Here is an 18528-nt window from a genome sequence, read left to right as displayed (position 1 = left end):
GATCAGCCCGCCATCAGCTGCCGCAGCACGTAGTGCAGGATGCCGCCGCCGGCGTAGTAGCTGGCCTCGTTGGCGGTGTCGATGCGCGCCTTGAGCTCGCAAGAGCGGGTGCTGCCGTCGGGGTAGCTGACTTCGAGCGTGACCGTCTGCCCCGGTGAGACACCGCCGGCGATGCCGCGCAGCGACAGGGTCTCTTCCCCGGTAAGGGCGAGGGACTTGCGGCTTTCGCCTTCCCCGAACTGCAGCGGCAGCACGCCCATGCCGATGAGGTTGGAGCGGTGGATGCGCTCGAAGGATTCCGCGATGACCGCCCGCACGCCCAGCAGCAGGGTGCCCTTGGCCGCCCAGTCGCGGCTGGAGCCGGTGCCGTACTCGCGCCCGGCCACCACGATGAGCGGCGTGCCTTCCTCCGCGTAGCGCATGGCGGCATCGTAGATCGGCAGCTGCTCGCCGCTGGGCACGTGCCGCGTGTATCCGCCCTCGACGCCGTCGAGCATCTCGTTGCTGATGCGCACGTTGGCGAAGGTGCCGCGCATCATCACCTCGTGGTTGCCGCGGCGGGAGCCGTAGGAGTTGAAGTCGGGCTTGTGGATGCCGCGCTCCACCAGGTAGCGGCCCGCGGGGCTGTCGGCGCTGAAGGAGCCGGCCGGCGAGATATGGTCCGTGGTCACGCTGTCGCCGAGCAGGGCAAGAATGCGCGCGCCATCGACGTCCGCAAGGGCCTCGGGTTCCGGCGCCATGCCCTGGAAATAGGGCGGGTGCTGGATGTAGGTCGAGGTGTCGGACCAGTGGTAGGTCTTGCTGTCCGGCACGCTGATGGCCCGCCAGGTGGCATCGCCGTCGAAGACCGAGGCGTACTCCTCCTTGAACATGGCGGTGCTCACGCGGGCCACCGCCTCGGCGACCTCGGCCTGGGTCGGCCACAGGTCAGCCAGGTACACGGGCTTGCCGTCGGCATCCTCGGCGATCGGGTCCTTGCTGATGTCGAGGCGCACGTTGCCGGCCAGCGCGTAGGCGACCACCAGGGGCGGCGACGCCAGCCAGTTCGCCTTCACCAGCGGGTGGACCCGGCCCTCGAAGTTGCGGTTGCCCGAGAGCACGGAGGAGACCGTCAGGTCGCCGGTGACGATGGCTTTCTCGATCGGCTCCAGCAGAGGCCCCGAGTTGCCGATGCAGGTGGTACAGCCGTAGCCGACGAGGTTGAAGCCTAGCTGGTCCAGCGCTTCCTGGAGGCCGCTGGCGGCGAGGTACTCGGTCACCACGCGGGAGCCGGGGGCGAGGGAGGTCTTCACCCAGGGCTTGACCGCGAGCCCGCGCGCCACCGCCTTCTGTGCCAGCAGGCCGGCCGCCATCATCACGCTGGGGTTGGACGTGTTGGTGCAGGACGTGATCGCGGCGATCACCACCGCCCCGGGGTTCAGGTGCATCGCCTCTCCGGCGAGCTCGCACACCTGGCTGCTCGCATGCAGGTAGCTGGTGTCGATGCCCACGGCGCCCTGGCCGCCCTCGCCCTCGAGGCGGGCGGCGTCCTGGTCGGGTGCGCCCTCGCCCTGCTCCATGAGCAGCTCGAAGGTGCTGCGCACCTGGCCGAGGCCGACGCGATCCTGGGGCCGCTTCGGCCCCGCCAGGCTCGCTTCCACGTCGCCCATGTCGAGGTCCAGGAGGCTGGAGTAGGACGGCTCGTGCCCCGGCTCCCGCCAAAGCCCCTGCGCCTTGCAATAGGCCTCCACGAGGGCGACCTGGTCGGCGTCGCGGCCGGTGAGCTCCAGGTAGGCCAGGGTCTGCTCGTCCACCGGGAAGAAACCGCAGGTGGCGCCGTATTCCGGCGCCATGTTGGCGATGGTGGCGCGGTCTGCCACCGGCATCTCGGCGAGGCCGTCGCCGAAGAACTCGACGAACTTGCCGACCACGCCGTGCTTGCGCAGCATCTCGGTGACCGTGAGTACCAGGTCCGTCGCGGTGATCCCCTCGCGCAGCTTGCCGCTGATGCGGAAGCCGACGACCTCGGGAATCAGCATCGAGACCGGCTGGCCGAGCATGGCCGCCTCGGCCTCGATGCCGCCCACGCCCCAGCCGAGGACGCCGAGGCCATTGATCATGGTGGTGTGGGAGTCCGTGCCGACCAGCGTGTCCGGGAAGGCCATGAGGTTGCCGTCCCGGTCGTCGCTCCACACGGTGCGCGCGAGGTACTCGAGGTTGACCTGGTGGCAGATGCCGGTGCCGGGCGGCACCACCCGGAAGTTGTTGAAGGCCTGCTGGCCCCAGCGCAGGAACTCGTAACGCTCCCGGTTGCGCTGCATCTCGATGGCCACGTTGTCGGCAAAGGCCGTGGGCGAGCCGTACTGGTCCACCATGACCGAGTGGTCGATGACCAGGTCCACCGGGGAGATCGGGTTGATCTTCGCCGGGTCGCCGCCGGCGGTGGCGAGGGCGTCACGCATGGCCGCCAGGTCCACGATGGCGGGCACGCCGGTGAAATCCTGCATCAGCACGCGCGCCGGGCGGAACTGGATTTCCGTGTCCGAGCGGTTGTAGTCGAGCCAGGCGGCCATGGCGTCGAGGTGGGCGCGACTGACCGTCTCGTCATCCTCGTGGCGCAGCAGGTTCTCGAGCAGGACCTTCAGGGAGAACGGCAGCTTCTCGAGATCGCCGAGCTGACGGGCCGCGCGGGGCAGGCTGTGGTAGCCGTAGCTGCGATTGCCGACCTGCAGGTCAGTCAGGGTATTGAGGCTGTTCTTTGCAGTGGCGTGGGTCACGTTGGCCTCCGGATTACTCCGTGGGGCGCCCGGTCACCGGGGCGCGATTAAGGGCGTGGGGGGCGGCGCGCTGGCCGCGCCCGACGCCCGCGCGGGGTCGCTGGACACTTACTGCGGCATCTTCGTGGTGCGCAGGTAGGGCAGTCGGATCTCGATCTCGCCGAACTTCGCCTTCGCGGCGTCGTCATCGAGGGACAGGGCGACGATCACGTCCTGGCCGTGTTCCCAGTTCGCCGGTGTGGCGATGGGGTTCCCGTAGGTGGCCTGCAGCGCGTCGAGGGCGCGCAGCACCTCGGCGAAGTTGCGACCGACGCTCATGGGGTAGGTCATGGACAGCTGCAGCTTCTTGTCCGGGCTGATGATGAACACCGAGCGCACGCTGGCCGAGTCCGCGGCGGTGCGGCCGTCGGGCAGGTAGGCATCCGCGGGCAGCATGTCGAAGGCTTTCGAGACCTCGAGATTTGCATCGGCGATGATCGGGAAACCCGCGGGGGCGCCGCAGAAGTTCTCGATGTCGGCCTTCCACTGCTTGTGCTCCTCGACCCCGTCCACGGACAGGCCGATGACCTTCGTGCCGCGCTTCTCCCACTCGGCCGCGAGCGTGGAGACGGCGCCGAACTCGGTGGTGCACACCGGGGTGAAGTCCTTGGGGTGGCTGAACAGGATCGTCCAGCTGTCGCCGACGAAGTCATGCAGGCTGAAACTGCCCTGGTCCGTCTCTACGGTCAGGTTGGGGATGGTGTCGTTGATGCGAAGACCCATGATTTCACTCCTCTGTCGTTGGCGGGAGGGCCCCGAGTATAGACCCTGAGGCCGGTCAGCGTCCTGCCCGGCAACGCGATCCGCTCAGAAGCCGCCGCCGTCTGCCAGCCAGGCGGTCTCGGCCTCCGTGCTTTCGCGGCCTAGCGCCGCATTGCGCCCCGGGTAGCGGCCGAAGCGCTCGATTTCCTCCCGGTGCCGCTGCTCGTAGTGGAGCGCCGTCGCGTTGCCGAGGGCCGTAAACAGGCGCAGGGCCTCCTCGTGTACGGCGAGTGATTCCGAGTGCATGTAGGGCATGTAGGTGAAGTAGCGCTGGTCCTGGTCCATGCGCAGGTCGTCGCCGCTGGCGACGGCCTCCTGAGCCAGCGCCAGAGCCATGCCGTCCTGGGCATAGGCGCGGGGGCTGTCGCGGAAGAGGTTCCGGGAGAACTGGTCGAGCACGATGATCTCCGCGCAGCGCCCGGCGGGTGTCTGCCGCCAGCGCCAGAGCTCGCCGGCGGCCGCCGCCCCGTGGGTGGCGAGAAACCGGTCCCGGATGGCGCTATCGACCGCGTCTGAACGGCGGAACCGCGCGCGCGGCTCCAATTCTTCGAACCAGAACGAGAGAACGGTCCCTGGTTGCATGGTGCCTCCTTTCCTGGGCTCGCGTGCCTGGGCCAGCGTGGTCGCTTTGCCTGGTTGAACGCCGGAGGGAGGCCAGGGAACGCTCCGGATCCGCGTTGACCGCGCCGGTAAAAAAACCTACTTTGCGCTCTCCTGCCCGCCCTGCCAAGGACCGAAGCCCATGGGATTCCACGCCGACACCGCCGTCGAGGCGATTACCGGGAGGCGCTACGGCGCCACGCTCTGCGAGGGCTGGGACGTCGTCGGCAATGCCAACGGGGGTTACCTGCTGGCGATCGCGGCGCGGGCGATGACGGCAGCGTCCGGGCGGCCGCACCCGGTCACCCTGAGCGCGCATTTCCTGTCGCCAGGGCGCCCGGGGCCCCTGACCATCGACTGCGAGACCATCAAGGAAGGGCGCCGCTTCGCGACGCTGTCGGCGACCCTGGAAAGCGCCGAGAAACCGCTGCTGCGCCTGCTCGGCGGCTTCGGCGACCTCGGTGCTCTCGAGGGGCCCGCGCGCATCGAGGAGCAGCCCCCGGAGCTGCCGCCGCCGGACGAGTGCCCGCGGGTTCGTGCCGCCCCCGAGGGCTTTCCGCCGGCGATGATGGACCGCATCGATCTCCGTCTGCACCCCGAAGATGCCGGTTTCAAGGCCGGCAAGCCCTCGGGCCGCCCCCTGTTCCGCGGCTGGTTCCGGCTGCTGGACGAGGAGCCCCTGGACAGCTCCGCGCTGCTCTTCGCTCTCGATGCCTTCCCGCCGACGATCTTCAACGCCAACCTGCCCGTGAGCTGGACCCCCACGGTCGAACTCACCGCCCACCTGCGCGCGATCCCCGCGCCGGGCTGGCTGCGCTGCCGCTTCAGCACGCGCTTCGTCGCCGGCGGTCTGATGGAAGAAGACGGCGAACTGTGGGATTCGGCAGGGCATTTCGTCGCCCAGTCCCGCCAGCTGGCGCTCGTCCCCCGGGCGGGTTGAGGCGCCAGCGCCGATTGCCCCGATTACTGACCGAGGTCAATGCCCCGGTCTCGGCTGCGGGAGGAGCATAGGAGGCCTCATTCGCAGTTCCGGGAGGCGGCCATGCACGCCGCGGACACCCTCACGATCGATGGTAACGAGGCGGCGGCCCGTATCGCCCACCTCACCAACGAAGTCATCGCCATCTACCCGATCACGCCGGCCTCGCCGATGGGCGAGTGGTCCGACGAGTGGTCGGCGCAGGGGCGGCAGAACCTCTGGGGCAGCGTGCCCCGGGTGGTGGAGATGCAGAGCGAGGCCGGCGCCGCCGGCGCGATCCACGGCGCGCTCCAGGTCGGTGCGCTGACCACCACCTTCACGGCGTCCCAGGGCCTGCTCCTGATGCTGCCGAACATGTACAAGATCGCGGGCGAGCTGTCGCCGACGGTATTTCACATCGCCGCGCGCTCCCTGGCCTGCCAGGCGCTGTCGATCTTCGGTGACCACAGCGACGTGATGTCGGCGCGCAGTACCGGTTTCGCCATGCTGGCCGCGAATTGCCCGCAGGAAGTGCAGGACATGGCGCTGATCGCCCAGGCGGCGACGCTCCGCGGCCGCGTCCCGGTGCTGCACTTCTTCGACGGCTTCCGCACCTCGCACGAGGTGGCCAAGCTGGCCGCGGTGTCCGAGGAGACGGTGCGTGCCCTGATCGATGAGGCGGCCGTACATGCCCACCGCCGCCGGGCCCTGTCGCCGGAGCACCCGGTGCTGCGCGGCAGCTCGCAGAACCCCGATGTGTATTTCCAGGCGCGGGAGACGGTGAATCCCTACTACACCGTATTCCCGGGCCTGGTGCAGGAAACCATGGACGCCTTCGCGGCACTCACCGGTCGCCAGTACCGGCTCTTTGACTATGTCGGCGACCCTGCGGCGGAGCGGGTGCTCGTGCTCATGGGCTCCGGTGCCGAAGCCGCCGAGGAGACGGTCGATTACCTCGTCCGCCAGGGTGAACCCGTAGGGGTGCTCAAGGTCCGCCTCTACCGGCCCTTCGACGCGCAGGCGCTGCTGGCCGCACTGCCGGCCTCGACCCGGGCCATTGCCGTGCTCGACCGGACCAAGGAGCCGGGTGCGGACGGTGAGCCGCTGTACAAGGACGTGGTCACGGCGCTGGCCCGCGACGCCATGGGCGAACGGCGTTTCCCGGCCCTGCCCAGGGTGGTCGGCGGCCGCTATGGCCTGTCTTCCAAGGAATTTACCCCGGGCATGGTGAAGGCGGTGCTAGACGAACTCGTGAAGGAAACGCCGGCCGATGGCTTCACGGTCGGCATTCACGACGACGTGAGCGGCACCAGCCTGTGCTGGGACGATGGCTTCCGCACCGATGCGCACGACGGCTGTTTCCAGGCACTTTTCTACGGCCTCGGCAGCGACGGCACCGTGGGCGCGAACAAGAACAGCATCAAGATCATCGGCGAGGCCACGGCGCTCCACGCCCAGGGCTACTTCGTTTACGACTCGAAAAAATCCGGCGCCACCACCGTCTCGCACCTGCGCTTCGGGCCTCGGCCGATCCGTTCCAGCTACCTCATCGAGAACGACAGCGCGGACTTCGTCGGCTGCCACCAGCCGAACTTCCTCGGCAGCGTCGACATGCTGTCCTGCGCCGCACCCGGGGCCGTGTTCCTGGTGAATTCGCCGGAGCCGCCGGAGCGCTTCTGGGAAAGCCTGTCGGCCGAAGTGCAGGCACAGGTCATCGAAAAGGGGTTGTCGCTGTATTGCATAGACGCCTACCAGGTGGCGGCCGACTGCGGCCTCGGCAAGCGCATCAACACGATCATGCAGACCTGCTTTTTCGCCATTTCCGGCGTGCTGCCGCGGGACGAGGCCATCAGCGCTATCAAGAGCGCGGTCGAGAAAACCTACGGGCGCCGCGGCCGGCGCATCGTCGAGGTGAACTTCGCTGCCATCGACGCCACCCTGGCCGGGCTGCACGAGGTGCCCGCGGGCGAGGTGGCGTCCACGGCGCCTGCGCTGGAAACGGCAGAGGACGACAGCTTCGTCGCCCGGGTCACCCGCCGGATCATGGCCGGCCAGGGCGACCTGATCCCGGTGAGCGCCATGCCCGACGACGGCAGCTTCCCGGTGGGTACCGCGGCGCTCGAGAAGCGCAACCTCGCGCTGGAGATCCCGGTGTGGGATGCGGACCTCTGCACCCAGTGCGGCAAGTGCGCGCTGGTCTGCCCGCACGCGGCGATCCGCGCCAAGGTCTTCGACGCCCGGCTCCTGGAGGATGCTCCGCCGACCTTCAAGGCCGAACCCACCCGCAGCAAGGATTATCCGGACGGCACGCTCATGAGCTACCAGGTGGCTCCGGAGGACTGCACCGGCTGCACGCTCTGCGTGGATATCTGCCCGATCCGGGACAAGTCCAACGCCAGCCACAAGGCCCTGAACATGGCGCCGCAGGCGCCGCTCCGGGACGATGAGCGGGACAACTGGACCTTCTTCACCGGCCTGCCCGAGTACCCGCGGCCGGCGCTGAAGACCGGGACCATTCCCGGCGCCATGGTGCTGGAGCCGCTGTTCGAGTTCTCCGGCGCCTGCGTGGGCTGCGGCGAGACGCCGTACCTCAAGCTCGCAAGCCAGCTCTTCGGCGACCGTATGGTGATTGCCAACGCCACCGGCTGCTCGTCCATTTACGGCGGCAACCTGCCGACCACGCCCTGGAAAGCCAACGCGGAAGGGCGCGGCCCGGCCTGGAACAACTCGCTGTTCGAGGACAACGCGGAGTTCGGCCTCGGCATGCGCATGGCCATCGACCAGCAGGCCGTGCATGCACGGGAGCTGCTTAGCGCCTTGCGGGACCGGCTGGACCCGGTCCTGGTGGACGCGATCCTCGACGCGGACGAAAGCGACGAGGCGGGCATCTTCGAGCAGCGCCAGCGCGTCGCCACCCTGCGCGAGGCTCTGGCTCGCCTCGACGGCGAGGCCGCGGCAAACCTCGCGGAGCTGGCGGAGAACCTCTGCCGCAAGTCGGTCTGGTGCGTGGGCGGCGACGGCTGGGCCTACGACATCGGCTTCGGCGGTGTCGATCACGTGCTCGCCTCCGGCCAGGACGTCAATATCCTGGTGCTGGACACGGAGGTCTACTCCAACACCGGTGGCCAGACCTCCAAGGCGACGCCGCGGGGGGCCGTGGCCAAGTTCTCCGCCGGGGGCAAGGCGGTGGCGAAGAAGGACCTCGCCCTGCTCGCCATGGAGTACCCGGACGTGTACGTGGCCCACGTCGCCTACGGCGCCAAGGACACGCAGACGCTGAAGGCCTTCCTCGAGGCCGAGGCGCACCCGGGGCCCTCGTTGATCATCGCCTTCAGCCCGTGTATCGCCCACGGCGTTGACCTGTCAAACAACCACCGCCAGCAGGACCTCGCGGTGAAGAGCGGCCACTGGCCCCTGTTCCGGTTCAACCCGGAGCGCCTGGCCAAGGGCCAGAACCCGCTGCAGCTGGACTCGAAGGCGCCCAGCGTCCCCTACCGGCAGTACATGGAATCGGAGACCCGCTTCAGCATGCTCTGGCACAGCCATCCGGAGGATGCCGAGGCCTTCGCGGAACAGGCCCAGCGGGACATCGACACCCGCTTCGAGCACTACCGGCAGCTGGCCGCCCTGGAGTGGAACGAGGGGGAGACGCTGAGCGCGGCAAAGGCGCAGCGGCGCAAGCAGGTGGAAGGTAGTGACGCGACACACGGCGCCGGGAAGGAGGGCGAGTGACATGGCAGACCTGAGCAGCGCCTATCTCGGCCTACCCCTCAAGAACCCGCTGGTACCGTCCTCGTCGCCGCTTACCGGCGACCTCGACAGCGCCCGGCGCCTCGAAGACGCGGGCGCGGCAGCCATCGTTCTGCCGTCACTGTTCGAGGAAACGATCATCGCCGAGGAAGAGCGGCTCACGCGCTTCCTCGACGACCAGGGTATCGGGCACGGGGAAGCCGACAGCTTCCGGCCCCTGCCGGCCCGTTTCCAGGGCACCGAGGAGACCTACCTCGAGCGGCTGCGACGGCTCAAGGAGTCGCTGGAGATCCCGGTCATTGCCAGCCTGAACGGCACCACCGATGGGGGCTGGCTCGGCCACGCCGCGGCGCTGGCGGAGGCGGGGGCCGATGCGCTGGAGCTGAACATCTACTACCTCGCCGGGGATCCCTCGGATACGGCCGCCAGCGTGGAGGCGCGCTACCTCGCCGTCGCTCGGAGCCTGGTGGCCGCGGTGGACCTGCCGGTGGCCGTGAAGCTATCGTCGCAGTTCACCGCGCCCCTGCACCTCGTGCAGGGCCTGGAGCGGGAGGGCGTGCGCGGCGTGGCCCTGTTCAACCGCTTCTACCAGCCGGACATCGATCTCGAGACCCTCGGGGTGGTCCCGCGCCTCGCACTCTCCACGGCAGAAGAAGCGCTTCTGCGCGTGCGCTGGACGGCCATGCTGCGCGGCCACACGCGCTGCGGGATCGCCGTCACCGGCGGTTTCCACAGTGCCGACGATGCCCTCAAGGCGCTGCTCGCCGGCGCCGATGTGGTTCACCTTTGCAGCGTGCTGCTGCGCGAGGGCCCCGTGGCCCTGGCCGCCATGCTCGACGCCCTCGGGCGCTGGCTGGAGGAGCGCGAGTACGACTCGGTGACCCAGCTCAAGGGCAGCCTCAGCTGCCAGCATGCGCCGGACCCGGCGGCCTACGCCCGCGCGAACTACGTGCAGGTGCTGGAGAACTACAGCGTGCCGCCCGGGGTGCGCTACTGAATGGCCCGGGACCACGACCCGGCGGGTGCCGGAGCGGGCAGTCAGCCGAGATAGCGGGTCACGTAGCCGGTACCGAAAACCGCGGCAACCAGGAGCATGCCCCCGGATAGCGCATGCCAGCGCGAGGGACCGGCGCGTGTCCGGCGCCAGGTCAGCCACACGCCGGTTGCCGAGAGCCCCGTGAGCACGAGGCCGAAGACGAACCACAGCAGCTTCGTGGCCAGGCCGCCCACGTCGCCGAAGTGCCACGGGTCGGCGAGATCGGCCAGGTATTCGAGGGTGGTGAGTGATCCGGGCTGCTGCACCGCCAGGACCCGGGCGTCCCGCGCATCGACGGTAACGCGGGCGGCGCGGTCCCTGACCAGCCAGTCGCCGCCGCGCCCCGTTATGATCAGCTGTGCCCGGCGTTCGTCCGGGAAAAGAATGCTCCGGGGCTCAAAGCCGGGGTAGGCGCGCTCCGCGGCAGCCACGTAGTCGCCGAGCGGTCGCAGCCGCGCCGCCGGCCCCGCCGGGGCGGACACGGCGGCCATGGGGGCGGCGGCGCGGCCGCCGCCGGAATGAATTACCCATTCCGCGAAGTACCAGAGGCTGGTGACGACCATGAGGGCGGTGAACCACGTTGACCACAGGCCGGTGCTTCGGTGCAGGTCACCGAGGAACACGCGCAGGCCGCGGTTTGCGCGCAGGGTGACCAGTCCCGAGCCCCACTTGCGGACGGTCACCAGCCCCGTCGCCAGTTGCACGGCGAGGACCAGGGCAACCACCGTGACCAGCGGTAGCCCCAGTCCCGACGGAATGATGAACAGATAGCGATGGAAGTCCCGCAGCACGCGCTGCACGGATAACCAGTGCCCCTCGCCGAGCACCGCGCCGCTGGCCGGGTCGAGGAACAGGCGCCGCGGCCGGCCGTCCTCGAGGCGGATCCGTGCCTGGGCGGCCATGGTCGGCAGTTCGCCGAGCGACAGCATCTGCACCGGCCGGCCCGGGTAGCGGTCGCGAACTGTGGCGTACATGGCAGACCAGGCGGGCCGACCCTCGAAAGCTTCGATGCGCCGGTTCTCGTCCAGCAGCCAATCGATTTCATCCCCCAGCACCGCGAGGGTACCGGACAGCAGGACGATGAAGCTGAGCAGGGCCAGCTGGAATCCGGCCCAGCTGTGCCAGCCATAGAGACGCTTGCGCAGCGTTCGCGGCCGCGGGCGGCTCGTGCGCGGGTTGGCGGCAGGAACTGGCAACGCGTGTGGGACTCCTGAAAAAGAATGAGAATCATACGCAAAAAATGGACAAGGACAACCCGGTGACGGCAGGCCTCCACCCCCGGGCTTGACAGCCTCGGAATGGTAACCTTTAATCAAATGCGTATGATTCGCATTTACGCATGAGAATGGAGGTTTGCCGTGCCCTACCCGTCACCCCCCGCCCGCCGCCGCTGGTCCTGCCTGGGCGTTGTCCTCGCGCCTCTGGCCACCGCGTACGCGGTGGCCGACAGCAACGAGGAGGGGCGCCAGCTGCTGCCCTCCCTCGAAACGGTCACCGTCGTCGGTACCCGCACGGAGCGCACCCTCGACGAGGTGGAGGCGACCATTTCCGTCTACGGCCGCGAGGATATCGAGCGGCAGATCGTCAGGGACATCCAGGATCTCGTGCGCTACGAGCCCGGCGTGAGTGTGGGCGGCACGGGCAGCCGCTTCGGCCTGGAGGGGTTCACCATCCGCGGCGTGGGCGGCAACCGGGTGCTGACCATGGTCGATGGCATCCGCATGCCGGAGGAGTTCTCCTTCGGACCGTTCCTGTCGGCACGGCGCGACTTCGTGGATGTAGACACGGTCTCGCGGGTGGAGATTGCACGGGGCCCGGTGTCGACGCTCTACGGTAGCGACGCGTTGGGCGGGGTGGTCGCCATCACTACCCGTTCGCCGAGGGATTACCTGGCCGATGGCGACCCGGCCTACCTCGGCCTGAAGACCGGCTACTCCAGCGAGGACAACAGCTACATCGGCGCGGTGACGGGGGCCTACGGCAGCGACCGCTTCGCCGGGCTCATCAACTACACCTACCGCACCGGTGACGAGACCGAGACCGGCGGCAGCATCGGCGGCAACGGCCCGGAGCGCAGCGAAGCGGACCCGCAGTCCATTGACACGGAAACCCTGGGCGCCAAGCTCGCGTTCATGCCCGCCGAGGGCCACGAGCTGATTCTCGGCCTGGAGCGCTTCGAGAGTACCGTCGACAGCACGCTGCTGTCGGATTTCGGGACGATAGCGCGCGGCACGGTCACCGATAGCCGCTTCTCGAGCGACGAGCGGGAGCGCGAGCGCTATAGCCTGGAGTACCGCTACGACAACGCCGGTGGCCTGGTGGATTCGGCGCGTGTCACGATCTACCGGCAAGCGTCGGATACCTTCCAGGCCACCTTCGAAGACCAGACAGCGCCGGGTTTCCGGTCCCTGCAGCGCGAACGCTTCTCGACCTTCGAGCAGGAGATCCAGGGGCTCTTCGCCCAGGGCACCCGGACACTCGCCTTCGGCGGCATGCGGCATACGGTGACCGCGGGCATCGACTGGTACCGCACGGAGAACGAGAACATCCGCGACGGCTCGACGGTCGACGTGCTGACCGGGGTCACGCAATTCGAGTTCAACCCCCTGCCGACGCGTGATTTTCCGAATACCGAGGTAGAGAACCGGGCGTTCTTCCTGCAGGATGAAATCGTCATGCTGGATGGCCGCCTGCGGGTAACGCCGGGCCTGCGCTACGACGACTATACCGCCGATGTCTCGGCGGATGGCCTCTATTTCGAGGGCAACCCGGGTGTCGCGCCGCCGGAAGACTATGACGATAGTGACCTGACGTTGAAGCTGGGCGCGCTCTACCGTTTCACGGACGCGGTGTCAGGCTGGGCGCGCTACAGCGAGGGCTTCCGCGCACCGCCTTATGACGACGTCAATGTGGGCTTTTCGAACTTCCTTGGTGGCTACAAGTCGATTACCGCGCCCAACCTCGAGAGCGAGACCAGCGAGGGCCTGGAAATCGGACTGCGCCTTAACAGCGATTGGGGACAGGCACAGTTCGCGGCGTTCCGCACGGACTACGACAATTTCATCGAGGCCAATGCGCTGGCGCCGGCCTTCCTCGCCACCGGCGGCATCGACCCCAGCGACGGCCTGCTGACATTCCAGTCCGTCAACCGCGGCGGCGTCGAAATCCAGGGGCTGGAGTTCCGCGGCCGGCTGAACCTTGGCGCGCTGACGCCGGCTCTTGCGGCCCTGACGCTGGAGACGGCGGCGGCCTGGGCCGAGGGCGAGGCCGAGAACGGCGTGCCCGTGAACACGGTCGATCCCTTCAACGCCGTGCTCGGACTGCGCTGGGCGCCGGTGCAGGCGCGCTGGGAGGCGGAACTGGTCTGGACTTACGCGGCGGAAAAGGACCGGGACGATATCGACGGTCCCCGGGTGGCCTCGGACAGCTACCATGTCCTCGATCTGCTCGCTCACGTCGACCTGCGCGACAACCTGCAGCTGGACATCGGCGTGTTCAATCTACTCGACGAAACCTACCTGCGCTGGGCCGACACGGCGGGGATTGCTGAGGTCAACAGCGGTGCGCCCAACAACCCCGAGCGCTTTACCCGGCCTGGGCGCAATATCGGTGTGACGCTGCGGGCGAACTGGTGAGGGGGCGCGGCTAGCCGACGAACGCCCGTTCGATGACGTAGTCGCCGGCGGTGCCCTGGCTGGGCGAGACGGAGAAGCCGCGCTCATCCAGCAGCCGGGACAGGTCTTCCAGCATGGCGATGCTGCCGCAGATCATGGCCCGGTCGCTCGCCGGGTCGAGCGGGGGCAGCCCCAGGTCGCCCGTAAGCCGGCCGCTGGCGATGAGGTCGGTGATGCGGCCCTGGTGCTCGAAGGGCTCGCGGGTCACCGTCGGGTAGTAGCGGAATTTCTCCCGGACAACCTCACCGAGGTAGGGATGCTCGGGCAGTTCCTTGGCCAGGTAATCGCGATACGCCAGGTCGCTGACCTGGCGGACGCCGTGGACGAGGACGACGTGGTCGTAGCGAGCGTAGGCATCGGGGTCGCGGACGATGGCCATGAAGGGGGCGAGGCCGGTGCCGGTGGCGAACAGGTAGAGGTTGCGGCCCGGGTGCAGGTCGGTGAGCACCAGCGAGCCCACGGGTTTCTTGCCCAGCAGCACGGTATCGCCGGCCTGGATGTGCTGCAGCCGCGAGGTTAGCAGCCCGTCGGGCACCTTGATGCTGAGGAACTCGAGGTGGTCCTCGTAGTTCGCGCTCGCGATGCTGTAGGCCCGCATGGCGGGCTTGTTGTCCACCTCGATGCCGACCATCGTGAAATGGCCGTTCTCGAAACGGAAGGCAGGGTTGCGCTCGGTTGCGAAACTGAACAGGCGATCGTTCCAGTGGTGTACCCAGGTCACTGTGGCCGCTTCGACGGCTGCCATGCGTTTCTCCTCAGGTGCTTCGGCGCCTATTGAGCGCCCGCTGCGGGCTGACTTGCGGTCGGCAGGCCCGACAAGGCGCAAGCGAACAGACCGCGTTATCAACGACATTACTGCAGAAGACAGCAACTAGTTCACTTTGCTTCTTGATTTTATAGTAAATGATACGCATACTCATTCGCAATTGAAAAAAGGGAGGGTGTGACGTTGAACAGGGGGTTTGCAAGGGTCGGCGGGGTAGTCGCAGTCCTCGTCAGCGCAAGCGCGGCAGCCCAGGAACCGGCGCTGGAGGAGGTGCTGGTCACCGGGCGCGCGCAGGCGTTCTACCTCGAAAAGCGCACTTCGGTGGGCTCCAAGCTGGATCTCGATGTCATGGACCTGCCGCAGTCGGCGCAGGTGCTGCCCGAGCAGCTCATCATCGACCAGGCGGCGCGCGACATCACTGACCTCTACCGCTCGATTGCGGGGGTCAGCGAATTCTCCTATTCCGGCATCACCTTTCGCGGTTTTCGCGACGACAGCAACGTGTTCTACGACGGTGTGCGCGGGGATCCCTTCTCCGGCTTCAGCGTGCCGCAGATCTACAACATCGAGCGTGTCGAGGTGCTCAAGGGGCCGTCGGCAGCGCTCTACGGCGGCGGCGAGCCGGGCGGCATGATCAATTATGTCACCAAGAAGCCCACCTTCGAGGAAGAGCATGAGCTGATGGTGACCGGCGGCAACTTCTCCCTCATGGGGGCGGCGCTGGATTCCCGCGGCGGGCTCAGCGACCGGGTCGCCTACCGGGTGGCCGCTTTCTACGAGGAGCAGGACAGCTTCCGCAATAACGCCGATTCCGCCAACCTGCAGGTGAATGCCGGCCTGCTGTTTCAGCTGACGCCGGACACCCGCCTGACTGCGATGATGGACTACATCGACCAGGATCTCGGCGGTAACCGGCTGCGTGGTGTGCTCGCCGATGACAGCGGCGATTTCATTGTCAGCCGCGAGTTCAACACCAACGAGGCGAGCGATTTCCAGGACCTCGAGGCACAGGTCTTCCAGGCGATCCTGGAACACGATTTCGGCAGCGGTTTCTCAGTCCGGAGCACCTTGCGCTACCTCGACAACGAGCGCGGCCAGGAGTATCACGAGCCCCGGGGCTGGGTAGATGCGAATGGCGATGGCGTCGCCAACGTCGACGATGGGGTCATCCGCCGGGAGTTCCGCGATCAGTTCCGCGCCAACGAAGAGGTCAGCCTGACCACGGATTTCACCTGGGAGTTTGCCACCGGTGGCGTCGGGCACAAGTTCCTCTTCGGCGGCGACTGGTTCGACGTGGAGACGGAGTACGATTACCTGCGCGCCCGCTACGAGGCCGACAACGTCCGCGACCTCAACGTGTTCAACCCCAAGTACGGGGAGACGGACCCCGCCAGCTACCGCCTGACGGACCTCAACACCGATGGCGCGGAAACGGAGCGCTACGGACTCTACGTGCAGGACTACCTGTCCTTCGGCGAGCACTGGCATCTGCTGCTTGGCCTGCGCTACGACGACTTCAGCGATCGCGACAAGGCCAGCGGCTTCGAATTCTCCGATGACAACATCGCACCGCGCGCGGGACTGATCTACCAGCCCCTGGATAACACGACGCTCTATTACAACTACTCGGAGAGCTTCAATCCCACTTCCCTGCGCAGCCAGGAATTCGTTTCCTCGGAGGGCGCGGCGCTCGATCCGGAGCGGGGAATCCAGCACGAGCTGGGCTGGAAGCAGGAATGGGCGGGTGGTGCCATCATGACCACGGCGGCGCTCTACCAGATCACCAAGGAGGACGTGGCACAGGCGAACCCTGCCGATGTCGGCCCCGATGACGGCGAGCCGGCGCTCCTGAACCTCGGCGAGGTGGAGAGCGAGGGCGTGGAACTCACGCTCGTGGGGGATCTGACGGAGCGACTGACCATGACCGCCAACTACGCCTACAACGATACGCGGGTCGTGGAAGGGGTCGAAAACGACAGCATCGGCAATACCTTTGGTGACGGCCAGCGCTTCGTGAATGCGCCGGAACACCAGTTCGGCATCTGGGCGCGTTATGCGATCCCGTCCATCAACTCGGCGGTTGCCCTGGGCGCGGATTACGTGAGCGAGCAGTTCAGCTTCAGTGGCCAGCGGGTGAAGCCCTACACGATCTTCGACGCCAGCTGGACGACGACCTGGGAGCGCATCACCTTCCAGCTCAATGTCCGCAACCTGCTCGACGAGACCTATGCGGTGAGCGGTTTCATCGACCGCACGGGCCATTTCCCGGGCACGCCACGGGAAGTCATCGGCCAGCTTCGGTACAACTTCTGAGAGGGGCCGCGCGGAGGCCGCCGGCTGGACGCTGACGGGCGCCGCTCCTACACTCCGGTTCGGTATAACGATAACGATCCGGGAGCAGGCCATGGTCTACGACCTCAAAATCACCGGCGGTACGGTCTACGACGGCGATGGCGGAGAGCCGCGGCAGGCGGATATCGCGGTGCGCGACGGCGTCATCGTCGCCGTGGGTGACTGCCCCGGCGAAGCCCGGGAAACGCTGGACGCAGGCGGCCATATCGTCACGCCGGGCTTCATCGACCTGCACACTCACTACGACGGCCAGGTGTCCTGGGACCCGGAGCTCCGCCCCAGCATCAATCATGGCGTCAGCACCGTGGTCATGGGCAGCTGCGGTGTCGGTTTCGCGCCGGTGCGCCGCGAGGACCGGGACAGGCTCGTGCGCCTGATGGAGGGCGTGGAGGACATCCCCGGCATCGCCCTGACCGAGGGGATGAGCTGGGACTGGGAGAGCCTGCCTGACTACCTCGACGCGCTGGAGCGCAAGCCGCACGCCATCGATTTTGCCGTGCAGGTCACGCATGACCCGCTGCGGGTCTACGTCATGGGTGAGCGGGCGGTGTTCAACGAGGCCGCCACGCCGGAAGACATCGACGCGATGCGCCGGCTGACTCGGGAGGCGCTAGAGGCCGGCGCCATCGGCTTTTCCACCGGCCGTTCCGACGTGCACCGCAGCGCCGACGGGGAGTGGACCCCGTCCTCCGAGGCTACCGCCGAGGAGCTCGCGGGCATCGCCGCCGCCTTCCAGGGTCTCGACCACGGCGTGCTGCAGGCCGTCAACGACTTCGATCTCGAGCGGGAGGGCGATGCCTTCGACCGCGAGTTCGATATTCTCGAGGCCTTTGCCCGCGGCGCCGGTGGCCGGCCCTTCTCCCTGTCGCTGATGCAGCGGGACTTCGCCCCGGACCAGTGGCTGAGAATCATCGAACGCGCAGAGCAGGCCCATGCCAACGGCCTCGATATCCGCCTGCAGGTGGCGCCCCGGGGCATCGGCGTGATCACCGGGCTGCAGTGCACCTTCCACCCCTTTATCGGCTTCCCGAGCTACAAGGCCATCAGCCAGCTACCGCTTGGCGAGCGCGTGGCGCGCATGCGCGACCCGGCCTTCAAGCGCCGGCTCCTCGGAGAGGAAAGCGAGAAACTGGCGGGTGACGGCACGCCGGTGCCGCCGATCGTCGATGCGCTCATGGCCGCCATCGACTACGTCGCCAGCAAGACCTTCCTGCTCGGCGACAACCCGGACTACGAGCAGACCGCCGAGACCTCGTTGCTGCACATGGCCGAGGAGCGCGGCATCCCCGCCCTCGAGATGATCTACGACCTGCTCCTGGAGGACGAGGGCAGGGCGCTTCTTTACTTCCCGATCTACAACTACACGGAGATGAGCTTCGACAACCTGCACACGATGATGCAGCACCCGCTGTCGATCATGGGCCTGTCGGACGGCGGCGCGCACGTGGGCACGATCTGCGACTCGAGCTTTCCCACCTACCTGCTGAGCTACTGGACGCGGGACCGCGATCGGGGCGCGCGGCTGCCGCTGGCCGACGCCGTGCGCCGGCTCACGGCGGACATCGCCGACTACGCCGGGCTCAACGACCGCGGCCGGCTGCGCCCGGGCCTCAAGGCCAACATCAACGTGATCGACTACGAGCGTCTGCGTTTGTTCGCCCCGCGCATGGTGCAGGACCTACCGGCGGGTGGTCAGCGGCTGTTGCAGGATGCCGCGGGTTACCGTGCGATCATCGTCGCCGGAGAGACCGTCGTGACCGACGACCGGCTCACCGGCGCCCGGCCCGGCCGGCTGGTCCGCGCCGGTCGCGGCGCCCTGCAGAGCGCCGCCTAAA

11 protein-coding genes are annotated in these 18528 nt (G+C 67.7%); 6 read left to right on the top strand and 5 right to left on the bottom strand.

Annotation, left to right across the window (positions count from 1 at the left end; genetic code table 11):
* Nucleotides 1-2: 2 nt before the first annotated feature.
* From acnA to RKE50_RS17600, 3 genes are all read right to left on the bottom strand, one after another.
* On the bottom strand, nucleotides 3-2756 hold the full coding sequence (gene acnA / locus RKE50_RS17610; protein ID WP_350038712.1) for an aconitate hydratase AcnA: 2754 nt from the start codon (nucleotides 2754-2756) through the stop codon (nucleotides 3-5).
* A 108-nt stretch (nucleotides 2757-2864) separates the two neighbouring features.
* Nucleotides 2865-3518 carry a peroxiredoxin gene (locus RKE50_RS17605; RefSeq protein WP_350038710.1) on the bottom strand — a complete coding sequence of 218 codons (654 nt, stop codon included), beginning with the start codon at nucleotides 3516-3518 and terminating at the stop codon, nucleotides 2865-2867.
* A gap of 84 nt (nucleotides 3519-3602) precedes the next feature.
* Nucleotides 3603-4139, bottom strand: a complete 537-nt coding sequence (locus RKE50_RS17600) for a DUF924 family protein (RefSeq protein WP_350038707.1) — start codon at nucleotides 4137-4139, stop codon at nucleotides 3603-3605.
* Between the two features lie 160 nt (nucleotides 4140-4299).
* On the opposite strand from RKE50_RS17600, the gene RKE50_RS17595 reads away from it, so the two are divergent.
* The 3 genes from RKE50_RS17595 to RKE50_RS17585 all read left to right on the top strand — a co-directional run bounded on the left by RKE50_RS17595 (nucleotide 4300) and on the right by RKE50_RS17585 (nucleotide 9862).
* Complete coding sequence (locus RKE50_RS17595; protein ID WP_350038705.1) at nucleotides 4300-5097, top strand: thioesterase family protein; 798 nt, start codon at nucleotides 4300-4302, stop codon at nucleotides 5095-5097.
* A gap of 102 nt (nucleotides 5098-5199) precedes the next feature.
* Nucleotides 5200-8847 (top strand): pyruvate:ferredoxin (flavodoxin) oxidoreductase, encoded by a 3648-nt coding sequence (gene nifJ / locus RKE50_RS17590; protein ID WP_350038703.1) that lies wholly within the window; start codon nucleotides 5200-5202, stop codon nucleotides 8845-8847.
* A gap of 1 nt (nucleotide 8848) precedes the next feature.
* On the top strand, nucleotides 8849-9862 hold the full coding sequence (locus RKE50_RS17585; RefSeq protein WP_350038701.1) for a dihydroorotate dehydrogenase-like protein: 1014 nt from the start codon (nucleotides 8849-8851) through the stop codon (nucleotides 9860-9862).
* Between the two features lie 41 nt (nucleotides 9863-9903).
* On the opposite strand, the gene RKE50_RS17580 is transcribed toward RKE50_RS17585, so the two are convergent.
* Nucleotides 9904-11097, bottom strand: a complete 1194-nt coding sequence (locus RKE50_RS17580) for a PepSY-associated TM helix domain-containing protein (RefSeq protein WP_350038699.1) — start codon at nucleotides 11095-11097, stop codon at nucleotides 9904-9906.
* A gap of 162 nt (nucleotides 11098-11259) precedes the next feature.
* On the opposite strand from RKE50_RS17580, the gene RKE50_RS17575 reads away from it, so the two are divergent.
* Nucleotides 11260-13536 (top strand): TonB-dependent hemoglobin/transferrin/lactoferrin family receptor, encoded by a 2277-nt coding sequence (locus RKE50_RS17575; RefSeq protein WP_350038697.1) that lies wholly within the window; start codon nucleotides 11260-11262, stop codon nucleotides 13534-13536.
* Nucleotides 13537-13546: 10 nt separating this feature from the next.
* Here RKE50_RS17575 and RKE50_RS17570 read toward each other — a convergent pair whose 3' ends face one another.
* Entirely contained in the window at nucleotides 13547-14320 is a 774-nt protein-coding gene (locus RKE50_RS17570) for a ferredoxin--NADP reductase (RefSeq protein ID WP_350038695.1), read from the bottom strand.
* A 204-nt stretch (nucleotides 14321-14524) separates the two neighbouring features.
* Between RKE50_RS17570 and RKE50_RS17565 the strand changes: the two genes are divergently transcribed.
* On the top strand, nucleotides 14525-16654 hold the full coding sequence (locus RKE50_RS17565; protein ID WP_350038693.1) for a TonB-dependent siderophore receptor: 2130 nt from the start codon (nucleotides 14525-14527) through the stop codon (nucleotides 16652-16654).
* A gap of 91 nt (nucleotides 16655-16745) precedes the next feature.
* The gene (locus RKE50_RS17560) at nucleotides 16746-18527 is read left to right on the top strand and encodes an N-acyl-D-amino-acid deacylase family protein (protein WP_350038691.1); all 1782 of its coding nucleotides are present in this window, start codon (nucleotides 16746-16748) and stop codon (nucleotides 18525-18527) included.
* Nucleotide 18528 lies beyond the last annotated feature (1 nt).

Source organism: Pseudohaliea sp. (genome assembly GCF_040217025.1).
Classification (GTDB): domain Bacteria; phylum Pseudomonadota; class Gammaproteobacteria; order Pseudomonadales; family Halieaceae; genus Pseudohaliea.
Note: the sequence above shows the minus strand (reverse complement) of the source record. Positions and strands in the feature narration are given on the sequence as shown.